This window comes from Nonomuraea sp. ATR24 (genome assembly GCF_041950485.1).
GTDB lineage: Bacteria > Actinomycetota > Actinomycetes > Streptosporangiales > Streptosporangiaceae > Nonomuraea > Nonomuraea ceibae.
On record NZ_JBGNUU010000014.1, the window covers coordinates 213800 to 224953 of the forward strand.

An 11154-nucleotide genomic window follows, 5' to 3' on the forward strand; every position below is an offset into this window, starting at 1 on the left:
AATATCCGGTCAGCCCGCGCCCAGCGACTGCGCGTACGGGCCGCTGGTGCGCTCGAAGCGCAGCGCCGCGTGCGAGGTGGCGCTCTGCACGTCCCGCCAGTGGCGCTGCAGGTCGCTGTCGTCCCGCTGGGCCTGGCTGCCGCCCGACTCGAAGAGCCGGGCGGCGGCGGCGCGGACGAGCTGGGCCGCGAGCGAGGCGTCCCGGGCGTTGCGCGCGGCCGTCGCGGGCGCGACGCGGCCCAGGTCGGCGATCGCCGTGGCCCGCTCGGTGAGCAGCAGGGCCGCGTCCAGCTCGGCGCTGGAGCGGGCCAGCTCCAGCTGGGCGGGCGGCGGCAGGCCGGGCCCCTTGGCCGTCTGCTGCGCGGTCCACGCGCGCAGCATCGCGGTGGCGGAGCCGAGCGCGGGCGCGGCGAACAGCGCGCCCGCCACGGCCGCCAGCGGCGTCTGGTGGCACGGCGCGGCCGAGTGCTCGCTGTGCCCCCGGAACACCGCGCCCTGCGGCACCGCGCGGTGGCGGGGCACCAGGACGCCGTCGGCGACCACGGTGTTGCTGCCGGTGCCGCGCATGCCGAGCGTGAACCAGGTGTTCCTGATCCGGTAGTCGCCGCGCGGCACGGCGAAGAACCTCGGCCCGTCCGGCGCGGGCGCGCACAGCAGCGCCCAGTCGGAGAAGTCGACGCCGCTGAGGAAGTGCCACTCCCCCGAGAGCCGCCACCCGCCGGACGTCTCCTCGGCCGTGCCCGACGGGACGAGCGCCGCCGAGATCGCCGCGTCCGGCCCCTCGCGCCAGACCTCCGCCTGCCCCTCGGCCGGGAGGTAGGCGGCCATGCGGCCCGAGGTGGCCACGATCAGCGCGCACCACGACGCGGACGCGCACGACTCCCCCACCGTCGCGAGGGCCCGCCGCAGCTCGGTGAACGCCGCCTCGGCCCCGCCATGCCCGCGCGGGACGAAGTGGCGGGCGAACCCGGCGTCGAGGATCGCCGCGACGACGTCCTCCGGCAGCCTCCGCGCGGCCTCCGCCTCGGCGGCCCGCTCGCCGGCGAGCTTGGCGACGGCGTCCGCCGCTTCGAGCAGGCCCGTGGCCTCGTGGTCGGTCATGATCCACTCCTTCGTACGGATGCCGTCATGGGGAACTCGCCGGGGCCGATCGTGATCACTTCGGCGCCGCCCCGGGCCACGGCGCGGTGCCGCCTGGCCAGGGGCGCGAGCTGGGAGAGGCAGGCCTCGACGAGCGTCCAGCCGCCCTCGGGCCGGTCGGTGAGCAGGCCGTCGAGTGCGGGCCAGAACAGCACCGGCTCGGCCAGTTGCAGCGCCCAGAACTCGGGCGTGACCGCCTCCTCGTCGGTGACCCACCGCCCGGTCCGGCACGAGCGCACCGGGACGCGTGGCGGGCTCAGGCGCATCCCCTCCAGGCAGCGGACCAGCTCCTCGGCGGCCGGCCGCAGCACCGGGCTGTGGAACGGCTGGAGCGCCCGGACCCTGCGGCACATGAAGCCCTTGCCGCGCAACGTCTCCTCGGCGGCCTCCAGCGCCGGATCGGGCCCGGACACGATGCACTGCCGGGGCGCGTTCCAGGCCCCCACCACGACCCCGCCGAGCTCCCCGCCGGGGCCGCCGGACAGGTGGGGGGCGAGGTCGTCCGGGGTGGCGGCCACGGCGAGCATGCCGCCCGGGGGCATCAGGCGGGCCGCGTCGGCGCGGCGGCACATCAGCTCCGCGCCGTCGGCCGGGCTGAACACGCCGGCGAGCGCGGCGGCGGCCAGTTCGCCCACGCTGTGCCCGAGCAGCGCGTCAACCGGCCTGCCCGCGTCGGTGAGGGCCCGGCCGATCGCCAGATTCACCGCGAACAGCAGGGGCTGGGCCCGGGTGACGTCGTCGATCGGCACCCGGGGCGCGGCCGACAGCCAGTCGTCGCGCAGCTCGCCGCCCCGGCGGCCGCAGGCGTCGAAGAACTCGTCCATGGCCGCCGTGAAGGCCGCCTGCTCGCGGTAGAGCTCGGCGGCCATGCGCGGGTACTGGGCGCCCTGCCCCGGCAGGAGCAGCACCGTGCGCCTCTCGGTCTGTTGCATGCCGCCAGCTTGCGTGACCGATCTTGAGCCGGGCTCGAGGCTGCCTCGATACGTAGTCGGTGACAGAGCCGTGTGCGGGCCATGACAGGTCCGTCCAGCAGGGTCGGAACCGCACGTCGGCAAGAAGGGGGTGGATTCCGTGGAAGGTACGGACGCGGCCGGGGGGATCGGCGTCGTTCTCGGTACGGATCATGTGATCTTCAGGGAGTGCCTGAGGGACTGGATCGGCAGGTTGCACGGCATCAGCGTCGTCGGGGAGGCGCGCTCGCCGGCCGAGGTCCCGCAGGTGGCCGCGCGGGTGCGGCCGGACGTGGTGCTGGCCGGGGCGGGCGGCGGCCCGCAGGAGGCCGAGTGGCGGGCGCTGCGGCAGGTCCGGCGGCACCTGGCGGACGTCAAGATCGTGGTGGTGGCGCTGAGCCACACCGTCGACCTGGGCGAGCTGGCCGGGCACGGCGCGCACTGGTGCCTGCCGGCGACCAGCACACGGGCGGACCTCGTGCTGGTGCTGCGCAACCTCACCCGGCTGGAGCCCGGCCCGTCGCCGCGCCGGCCCGGGTGCGAGCGGCGGCGCGAGGCCGATGCCGAGGCGGGGCCGCGCTGGACGGCCCGCCTGTCCGTCCGCGAGCGGCAGGTGCTCGACCTGGTCTCCCAGGCGCTGAGCAACGCGCAGATCGGCGCCCGGCTGTCGATCACCGAGGGGACGGTGAAGCGGCATCTGCGCAACATCTACGGCAAGCTCGGGGCGGTGTCGCGCATCGACGCGGTCAACAAGGCGGCCGGCCTCCCCACCGCGCGGGCGGCGTCCCCCGGGCAGGCCCACTGCCTCGGCGCCCGCTGAACCGCCCGGCCGGCCGCGCCGGGGCCCGTCGGTCCGCCGCAGCCGCTGGGCGGGCCAGGGTGGACGGGCCTTGAAGTGGACGGGCCTCGATGTGAACGGGCCTTGAAGCGGACGGGTCAGGCGGGGATGGCCAGGACGCGGCCGCCCCGCAGGACCTCGCGGTGCAGGCGCTGGACCGCCGGCGACGGGTCCAGGCCCAGCTCGCGGTCGAGAACCTCGCGCAGGCCCTGGAAGGCGGCCAGCGCCTCGCCGCGCCGGCCCGCCTGGCTGAGGACGGTGATGAGCTGGGCGTGCAGCCACTCGTGCAGCGGGTTCTCGGCGATCAGGCTGCGCAGCTCGCCGATCAGCTCCCGGTGCCGCCCGAGGTGCATGTCGGCCTCGATGCGCAGCTCCAGCGCGTGGGTGCGGCGTTCGGCCAGGTGGACGACGTGGGAGCGGAGCAGGGGGCCCTGGGTCACGTTGGCCAGGGGCGGCCCCTGCCACAGCCCCAGCGCCTGGCGCAGGTCGGCGGCGGCGGCCTCGTGCTGCCCGGCGCGGGCGAAGCCCTCGGCCCGGGTGACCAGGTGGTCGAAGCGGTCCTGGTCGAGCTGGTCCTGGTCGACCAGGAGCGTGTAGCCGAACGGCTTGGTCAGCAGCAGTTCGCGCCCGGAGCCGCTAAGGCGCTCGCGCTGGATCAGGTTGCGTATTTGGTAGATGTAGGTCTGGGTGGTGGTGAGGGCGCTCTTGGGCGGGTTGTCGTCCCACAGTTCGCGGATGATGGAATCGACCAGCACCAGGCGATTGGCGGAAACGAGCAGCAGCGCGAGCACCTGGCGAACCTTGGGCGCACTTGGCGTGCAGGCCCGGCCGGCATGCACCACCTCCATCGGTCCAAGCACCGAGAAATTGGTTTTGGGCATCATGTCTCCCCGTCAGTTGATGGAACACGACATGCGGCGACCCCTAATACCCGGCGAGAATATAGCAAGATGGAACATGTCTCGAATGTCGTGCCTCTAAAGAGGTATGCTCCATCGAAGGTGAGCCGCCCGCATGTAATTCGCCGCTGCGACGAGGCGGGCATTGATGGACGGGCAGGTAAATGGTTCACTTCGCAACCGTTTAATGTCTTATCACTACATGTGGTAAGCGCACGCTACCGCATGCGCGGTAACCGCCACGTACTGCAATTGCAGTAGGCCGATTGGCGGCGCACCCGTTATTGTGGCGACGTGAGACAACGAGGTATAAGGCGCCATATTCCCCGACTTCCCGCTCTCGTTGTCGACGCGATCGCCGGCGCCGCGGTGAGTATTTCGGCGCTTCTCGCACCGTATTTGGACACGCCCGAACCAGCGGCCCGGCATTTACCGGTGCTGACCGTGCTCATGGGCGCCGCCGTCGCCGTCCGGCGGGTCGTGCCGGTGCCCGCGCTGTTCCTCACCCTGCTGGCCTCGGCGCTGGCCGACCCGCTCGACGTGGTGGAGCCGGCCATGGCCGCGATCCTGCTGACCGCGTACACGGTGGGGGCGGTGAGCGAGCGCGGGACCGCCGTGGCGGTGGCGGCCGGCGGGTCGGCGCTCCTCGTCGCGGTGCACTTCCTCGTCCAGGGGACCACCTGGCCCGACGCGCAGAGCGGGCCGCCGCCGTTCATCGCCGCGACGCTGGCGGGCGGCGCGGTGGGGCAGGCCGCCGTGACGCGGCGCCAGCTCGTCGCCGCGCTGGAGGAACGGGCCCGGCGGGCGGAGCTGGCGCTGGAGGAGGAGGCCAGGCGGCGGGTCGTCGAGGAGCGCATGCACATCGCGCGCGAGGTCCACGACCTGGTCGCCCACCACATCTCGGTCGTCAACGTGCAGGCCGGGGTGGCCGCCCACCTGCTGCGGCACCGGCCCGACGCGGCCGAGGAGGCGCTGGCGCACGTCCGGGCGGCCGGCCGCACCGTGCTCAACGAGCTCGGCGCGGTGCTCGACGTGCTGCGCGGGTCGGGCGACGCGCGGGCACCGCTGGAGCCGCTGCCGGGGCTCGCCGACCTGGACCCGCTGCTGGAGTCGTTCGCCCGCACCGGGCTCAAGGTGGACCGGACCGTCTCCGGCCTGGCCGTGCCGCTCCCGCCGGCGGTCGACCTGTGCGCGTACCGGACGATCCAGGAGTCGCTCACCAACGCCCGCAAGTACGGGCGCGGCCACGTCCGGATGACGATGGCCTACACCGCCGGCGAGCTGACCATCGACGTGCGCAACCAGCGGGCCGGGACGGCCGGGGCCGATCCTGGCACCGGGCACGGCCTGATCGGCATGCGCGAGCGCGTCGCGTCCGTCGGCGGCGTGCTCAGCGCCGGGCCCGCCCGGGGCGGGGAGTTCGCGGTGGTGGCCCGGCTGCCGCTGACGGGAAGCCAACTCACCGAGAGGAACCAGGATGATCCGCGTGTTGCTCGCTGACGACCAGACCCTGATCCGGAAGGGATTCCGCTCGCTCATCGAGACGGCCGCCGACCTGTGCGTGGTCGGGGAGGCGCAGACCGGGCTGGAGACGGTGCGGCTGGCCCGCGAGACCCGCGCCGACGTGATCCTCATGGACATCCGGATGCCGGAGATGGACGGGCTGGCGGCCACCCGGGAGATCACCGCCGACGAGAGCCTGTCGGGGGTGCGCATCCTGGTGCTGACGACGTTCGAGATCGACGAGTACGTGTTCCAGGCGCTGCGGGCGGGCGCCAGCGGCTTCCTCGGCAAGGACGTGGAGCCGGGCGAGCTGCTGGCCGCGATCCGCGTCGTGGCGGCCGGGGAGGCGCTGCTGTCGCCGAAGGCCACCAAGGGGCTGATCACCCGCTTCCTCAACCAGCCGGTGAAGGCCGACACCGAGGCGGGCGGGGTGCTGGAGGCGCTGACGGCCCGCGAGCTGGAGATCGTCGTGCACGTGGCCACCGGGGCCTCCAACGAGGAGATCGCCGAGGAGCTGTGCCTGTCCCCGTACACGGTGAAGACGCACGTCAACCGGGCGATGGCGAAGCTGGGCGCGCGGGACAGGGCGCAGCTCGTGGTGACCGCCTACCAGGCCGGCCTGGTCACGGTGGCGAGCGCCTGACACCGCTGTCAAGGCCGTCTCGTACGGACGCATGATCTCGCGGATACTGCGATCGGACGACGCGGACGAGGTCGCGGCTGCTGCATCGTGGGACCATGATTGAGGTCACCAACCTGAAGAAGCGCTACGGGGACACGCTGGCGGTCGACGACCTGACTTTCACTGTCAGGCCCGGCGTCGTCACCGGGTTCCTGGGGCCCAACGGGTCGGGCAAGTCCACCACGATGCGGCTCATCCTCGGCCTGGACGCGCCCACGGAGGGCGTGGCGCTGGTCAACGGGCGGCCCGTCCGCGAGCACGCGGCGCCGCTGCGCGAGATCGGCGCGCTGCTGGAGGCCAAGGCGGCCCACCCGGGCAGGTCGGCGTTCAACCATCTGGCGGCGCTGGCGGCGACCAACGGCATCCCCCGGCGGCGCGTCCGCGAGGTGCTGGAGCTGGTCGGGCTCAGCGAGGTGGCGCACCGGCGGGCGGGCGGTTTCTCCCTCGGCATGGCGCAGCGGCTGGGCATCGCCGCGGCGCTGCTCGGCGACCCCGCGACGGTCGTGCTGGACGAGCCCGTCAACGGCCTGGACCCCGAGGGCATCGTGTGGATCCGCAGGCTGCTCAAGGGGCTGGCGGCCGAGGGCCGGACGGTGTTCCTGTCGTCGCACCTGATGGGCGAGCTGGCCGAGACGGCCGAGCAGGTCGTGGTCATCGGGCAGGGCAGGCTGATCGCGGACGAGCCGGTCGGCGAGCTGATCAGGTCGGTGTCGGAGCGCCGGATGCGGGTGCTGGTGCGCACTCCGGACCCGGTGCGGCTGTGCAACCTGATCCAGCGCGCGGGCGTGACCATCACCCGGCGGCACGACGACCTGCTGGAGATCGAGGGCGTCCCGGCGGAGCGGATCGGCGACGAGGCGGCGGCGTGCGGCCTGCCGCTGCACGAGCTGACGACCGCGCGGGCCTCGCTGGAGGAGGCGTTCATGGAGCTGACGGGCCTGTCGGTGGAGTTCCGCGCGCCCACCGGCGTAGGGATCGCGTCATGAGCCGGCCCGTGAGCCATCCCGCGAGCGCCGCGGCGGTGGCGCCCGGCGTGAGCCTGGCCCGCGCGGTCAACGGCGAGTGGATCAAGCTGAGGTCGGTGCGCTCGACCACCGTCGCCCTGCTGCTGTCGGTCGTCGTGTTCGTCGGCGTGGGGCTGATCACCGCCGGCGCCATGGCCGAGCCGCTGGCGGCGGGCACGCTGGAGCCGGACGGGCCGCCGTTCCAGCCGAGCACCCCGACCGGCGCCACCCTCGGCGGCGTCGCCTTCGCCCAGCTGCTCATCGGCGCGCTCGGCGTGCTGTACGTGTCGTCGGAGTACTCGACGGGGCTGATCCGCGCCACGTTCTCGGCGGTGCCGAGGCGGCTGCCGGTGCTGTGGGCCAAGTGCGTGGTCTTCGCCGGGGTCGTGCTCGCCCTGATGCTCCTCTCCTCGCTGGTGTCGTTCCTGGCCGGGTCGGCGCTCCTCGGCGCGCACGGCGTCGCGCCGTCGCTGGGCGACCCGGGCGTGCTGCGGGCGGTGCTGGCCGCGCCGGTGTACCTGACCGGGGTCGGGGTGGCGGCGATCGCGCTGGCCACGCTGATGCGCAGCACGGCGATGGCGGTCTCCGTCGTGTCGTTCGCCGTCTTCCTGCTCGACTCGCTGGCCGGGATGCTGCTGCCGGAGGGCGTCGCCGACGCGGTCACGCCCTACCTGCCGGCCACCGCGGGCAAGGCGTTCATGGCCGAGACGCAGGCCGGCGGGGTGCTGGCGCCGCTGCCGGGCTTCCTCGTGTTCTGCGCGTACCTCGTGGCGCTGCTCGGGCTCGCCGCCTGGACGCTGCGCCGGCGCGACGCCTGACCGGCGGAACGCCAGGCTGGGACCCCAACGGTCCTCGAGCGGCGCTCGAGGACCGTCGCACATGTTCACCTGCGACAGCCGATGTCGCAAAAGGAGCGTGTGCGTCTCATGGACCGACGAACCGTGATCACCGGAATGGGCGTACGCGCGCCCGGTGGTGCGGGGACGAAGTCTTTCTTCGAGCTCTTGTCCTCCGGGCGGACGTCCACCCGCAGGATCTCCTTCTTCGACCCCTCGCCCTTCCGGTCCCAGGTGGCGGCCGAGTGCGACTTCGATCCCGAGGCGTCCGGGCTGACGCGCCGGGAGATCCGCCGGATGGACCGCGCCACCCAGCTCGCGGTGGTGGCCGGACGTGAGGCCGTCGCCGACAGCGGGCTGGAGGCGGCCGGCCTCGACCCGGGCCGGGTGGCGGTCAGCGTCGGCACCGCCGTCGGCGCCACCACCAGCCTCGAACGCGAGTACCTGGTGCTGTCGGACACGGGCCACGACTGGTTCGTCGACCCCGGGTACGCCTCGCCGCACCTGTTCGACTACTTCGTGCCGAGCGCCATCGCGGCCGAGGTCGCCTGGATCGCCGGCGCGGAGGGCCCGGCGGCCATCGTCTCCTCCGGCTGCACCTCGGGCCTCGACTCCGTCGGGTACGGCCACCAGCTGATCAAGGAGGGCAGCGCCGACGTCGTGCTCGCCGGCGCGACCGACGCCCCCATCTCCCCCATCGCCGTGGCGTGCTTCGACGCGATCAAGGCGACCACGCCGCGCAACGACGACGCCGAGCACGCCTCGCGCCCGTTCGACCGGACCAGGAACGGCTTCGTGCTCGCCGAGGGCGCGGCCATGCTGGTGCTGGAGGAGTACGAGCACGCGCGGCGGCGCGGCGCGCGGATCATCGCCGAGATCAACGGGTACGCCACCCGCTGCAACGCCTACCACATGACCGGGCTCAAGCCCGACGGCCGCGAGATGGCCGAGGCGATCAACGCGGCGCTGGCCGAGGCGCGCATGGACGGCGACGCCGTCGACTACGTCAACGCGCACGGCTCCGGCACCAAGCAGAACGACCGGCACGAGACCGCCGCGTTCAAGCGGGCGCTCGGCGAGCACGCCTACCGCACGCCGGTCAGCTCCATCAAGTCGATGATCGGCCACTCGCTGGGCGCGATCGGCTCGATCGAGCTCGTCGCCTGCGCCCTGGCCATCGAGAACGACATGGTGCCGCCCACCGCCAACCTGACGGAGGCCGACCCCGAATGCGATCTCGACTACGTGCCGATCGAGGCGCGCGACCAGCGGGTGGACACGGTGCTGTCGGTGGGCAGCGGCTTCGGCGGCTTCCAGAGCGCCATGCTGCTCAGCCGCGCCGGGAACGGGAGCTGACGCCATGACGCAGACCACGATCGCCGCGCCCGGCGAGCGGACCGGCGGGCCGGCCACGGCCGTCATCACCGGCCTGGGCGTCATCGCCCCCAACGGGCTGGGCGCCGAGAAGTTCTGGGCGGCGACCCTGCGCGGGGAGAGCGGCATCCGGCCGCTGCACGCCGAGGGACACGCCGGCGGGCACCCCCGGGGCGGCGGCCCCCGCTACCCGGTGACGCTGGCCGGGCAGGTGAGCGGGTTCGTCGCCGAGGAGCACATCCCCTCCAGGCTGATGCCGCAGACCGACCGGGTGACCCGGCTCGCGCTGGCGGCGGCCGAGTGGGCGCTGGAGGACGCCGCGCTGCGCCCGGCCGAGCTGCCCGAGTACAGCATGGGCGTGGTCACCTCCAACGCCTCCGGCGGCTTCGAGTTCACCCACCGGGAGATCCAGAAGCTCTGGACGCAGGGCCCGCAGACGGTCAGCGTGTACGAGTCCTTCGCCTGGTTCTACGCGGTCAACACCGGCCAGATCTCCATCCGGCACGGCATGCGCGGCCCCGGCGGGGTGCTGGTGGCCGAGCAGGCGGGCGGCCTGGACGCGCTCGGCCACGCCCGGCGGGCAGTGCGCCGCGGCACCCCGCACATCGTGACGGGCGGCGTGGAGTCCTCGCTCGACCCGTGGGGCTGGGTGAGCCACATCGCCAGCGGCAGGCTCAGCCGCGAGCCCGTCCCCGAGCTGGCCTACCGGCCCTTCACCCGGGAGGCGGACGGCTACGTGCCCGGCGAGGGCGGGGCCATCCTCGTCCTGGAGGACCGGGAGGCGGCGCTGCGGCGCGGCGCGGCCAAGGTCTACGGCGAGGTCGCCGGGTACGCCGCCACCTTCGACCCGCGGCCGGGCTCGGGCCGGCCGCCCGGCCTGGAGCAGGCCATCCGCAAGGCGCTCGCCGACGCGGGCACCGAGCCCGGGGAGATCGGCGTCGTCTTCGCCGACGCCGCCGGGGTGCCGTTCCTGGACCGGGAGGAGGCCGCGGCGATCTCCGCCGTCTTCGGGCCCGGGGGCGTCCCGGTGACCGCGCCCAAGGCGCTGACCGGCCGCCTGTACGCCGGGAGCGGGCCGCTCGACGTGGTGTGCGCGCTGCTGGCGCTGCGCGACGGGGTCATCCCGCCCGTGCCCCACGCCGGGGAGGTGCCCGCCGCGTACCGGATCGACCTGGTGCGCGGCGCCGAGCCGAGGAGCGCGGCGCTCACCCACGCGCTGGTCCTGGCGCGCGGAAAGGGCGGCTTCAACGCCGCCGTCGTCCTTCGCAAGCCCGAACATCCGGAAGCCGTACCTCGGAAAGAGGAGAAATGACTCTCGACGACCTTCGCAGAATCATGGTGGCCTGCGCCGGCGAGGACGAGCACGTCGACCTCGGCGGCGACATCCTGGACGAGCTCTTCACCGACCTGGGCTACGACTCGCTGGCCCTGATGGAGACCGCCGCCCGGATCGAGACCGAGTTCGGCGTGCGGATCCCCGACGAGCAGGTGGCCGAGCTGACCACGCCCCGCGCCCTGCTCGACTTCGTCTCCGGCGTGACCGTCCCCTGACCGCGCGCCGCCCGTTCCGTCCCTGTTCCGCTGACCTCCGGAAGGACCACGTCATGATCGTGCACACCCTGATCTACCGCTTCCCCGCCTCCGCGACCGAGGGCGACCAGGAGGAGTTCTTCACCGCGATGAAGGAGCTGCTCGACCGCAACCCGCTGGTCAAGGGCTTCGACTACCGGCCGCACCTGTGGCTGCCCGCCGACGAGCGCTCCCGGGGCATCACCGCCTCGAAGATCGCCCAGTTCACCACCGAGACGCTGGAGGACCTCAAGACGTTCTCCGAGATCCCCGAGGTCTACGACTTCACCACGCAGTGGAAGCAGAAGCTCCGGTTCGAGGCGGCCTACGCCAACCACGAGCCCCTGTCGGTCTGACCC

12 protein-coding genes are annotated in these 11154 nt (G+C 73.6%); 9 read left to right on the forward strand and 3 right to left on the reverse strand.

The window, feature by feature from the left end; all coding sequences use genetic code 11:
- Positions 1–9: 9 nt before the first annotated feature.
- Both ACBI99_RS30605 and ACBI99_RS30610 read right to left on the reverse strand, forming a co-directional pair.
- Positions 10–1101 carry a hydrolase gene (locus ACBI99_RS30605; protein WP_357587650.1) on the reverse strand — a complete coding sequence of 364 codons (1092 nt, stop codon included), beginning with the start codon at positions 1099–1101 and terminating at the stop codon, positions 10–12.
- Positions 1098–2072 (reverse strand): acyltransferase domain-containing protein, encoded by a 975-nt coding sequence (locus ACBI99_RS30610; protein WP_375074087.1) that lies wholly within the window; start codon positions 2070–2072, stop codon positions 1098–1100. The genes ACBI99_RS30605 and ACBI99_RS30610 overlap by 4 nt, the downstream gene beginning before the upstream one ends.
- Before the next feature lie 139 nt (positions 2073–2211).
- On the opposite strand from ACBI99_RS30610, the gene ACBI99_RS30615 reads away from it, so the two are divergent.
- A complete protein-coding gene (locus tag ACBI99_RS30615; RefSeq protein WP_357587654.1) occupies positions 2212–2910 on the forward strand; it encodes a response regulator transcription factor in 699 nt (232 codons plus the stop codon).
- Between the two features lie 116 nt (positions 2911–3026).
- On the opposite strand, the gene ACBI99_RS30620 is transcribed toward ACBI99_RS30615, so the two are convergent.
- On the reverse strand, positions 3027–3719 hold the full coding sequence (locus ACBI99_RS30620) for a BTAD domain-containing putative transcriptional regulator (RefSeq protein ID WP_375074088.1): 693 nt from the start codon (positions 3717–3719) through the stop codon (positions 3027–3029).
- 543 nt (positions 3720–4262) lie between these two features.
- On the opposite strand from ACBI99_RS30620, the gene ACBI99_RS30625 reads away from it, so the two are divergent.
- The 8 genes from ACBI99_RS30625 (at position 4263) to ACBI99_RS30660 (ending at position 11151) form a co-directional block, all read left to right on the forward strand.
- On the forward strand, positions 4263–5327 hold the full coding sequence (locus tag ACBI99_RS30625) for a histidine kinase (RefSeq protein WP_219509747.1): 1065 nt from the start codon (positions 4263–4265) through the stop codon (positions 5325–5327).
- Positions 5305–5973, forward strand: coding sequence for a response regulator transcription factor (locus tag ACBI99_RS30630; protein ID WP_364168617.1), 669 nt, complete (start codon positions 5305–5307; stop codon positions 5971–5973). Before ACBI99_RS30625 ends, ACBI99_RS30630 begins: the two co-directional genes overlap by 23 nt.
- 95 nt (positions 5974–6068) lie before the next feature.
- Entirely contained in the window at positions 6069–6998 is a 930-nt protein-coding gene (locus ACBI99_RS30635; protein ID WP_219509745.1) for an ABC transporter ATP-binding protein, read from the forward strand.
- Complete coding sequence (locus tag ACBI99_RS30640) at positions 6995–7834, forward strand: ABC transporter permease subunit (protein WP_219509744.1); 840 nt, start codon at positions 6995–6997, stop codon at positions 7832–7834. Before ACBI99_RS30635 ends, ACBI99_RS30640 begins: the two co-directional genes overlap by 4 nt.
- Before the next feature lie 108 nt (positions 7835–7942).
- The gene (locus ACBI99_RS30645) at positions 7943–9208 is read left to right on the forward strand and encodes a beta-ketoacyl synthase (RefSeq protein ID WP_219509743.1); all 1266 of its coding nucleotides are present in this window, start codon (positions 7943–7945) and stop codon (positions 9206–9208) included.
- A 4-nt stretch (positions 9209–9212) separates the two neighbouring features.
- Entirely contained in the window at positions 9213–10538 is a 1326-nt protein-coding gene (locus ACBI99_RS30650) for a ketosynthase chain-length factor (RefSeq protein ID WP_357587662.1), read from the forward strand.
- Positions 10535–10777, forward strand: a complete 243-nt coding sequence (locus ACBI99_RS30655; RefSeq protein WP_219509741.1) for an acyl carrier protein — start codon at positions 10535–10537, stop codon at positions 10775–10777. The genes ACBI99_RS30650 and ACBI99_RS30655 overlap by 4 nt, the downstream gene beginning before the upstream one ends.
- 53 nt (positions 10778–10830) lie before the next feature.
- Positions 10831–11151 (forward strand): hypothetical protein, encoded by a 321-nt coding sequence (locus ACBI99_RS30660; protein WP_219509739.1) that lies wholly within the window; start codon positions 10831–10833, stop codon positions 11149–11151.
- Positions 11152–11154 lie beyond the last annotated feature (3 nt).

Bases quoted from the DNA above. Each gene is read 5' to 3' on its own strand.
- ACBI99_RS30630 (WP_364168617.1), top strand. From the start codon at position 5,305: ATGATCCGCGTGTTGCTCGCTGACGACCAGACCCTGATCCGGAAGGGA.
- ACBI99_RS30605 (WP_357587650.1), bottom strand. From the start codon at position 1,101: ATGACCGACCACGAGGCCACGGGCCTGCTCGAAGCGGCGGACGCCGTC.
- ACBI99_RS30655 (WP_219509741.1), top strand. From the start codon at position 10,535: ATGACTCTCGACGACCTTCGCAGAATCATGGTGGCCTGCGCCGGCGAG.
- ACBI99_RS30640 (WP_219509744.1), top strand. From the start codon at position 6,995: ATGAGCCGGCCCGTGAGCCATCCCGCGAGCGCCGCGGCGGTGGCGCCC.
- ACBI99_RS30635 (WP_219509745.1), top strand. From the start codon at position 6,069: ATGATTGAGGTCACCAACCTGAAGAAGCGCTACGGGGACACGCTGGCG.
- ACBI99_RS30645 (WP_219509743.1), top strand. From the start codon at position 7,943: ATGGACCGACGAACCGTGATCACCGGAATGGGCGTACGCGCGCCCGGT.
- ACBI99_RS30610 (WP_375074087.1), bottom strand. From the start codon at position 2,072: ATGCAACAGACCGAGAGGCGCACGGTGCTGCTCCTGCCGGGGCAGGGC.
- ACBI99_RS30660 (WP_219509739.1), top strand. From the start codon at position 10,831: ATGATCGTGCACACCCTGATCTACCGCTTCCCCGCCTCCGCGACCGAG.
- ACBI99_RS30650 (WP_357587662.1), top strand. From the start codon at position 9,213: ATGACGCAGACCACGATCGCCGCGCCCGGCGAGCGGACCGGCGGGCCG.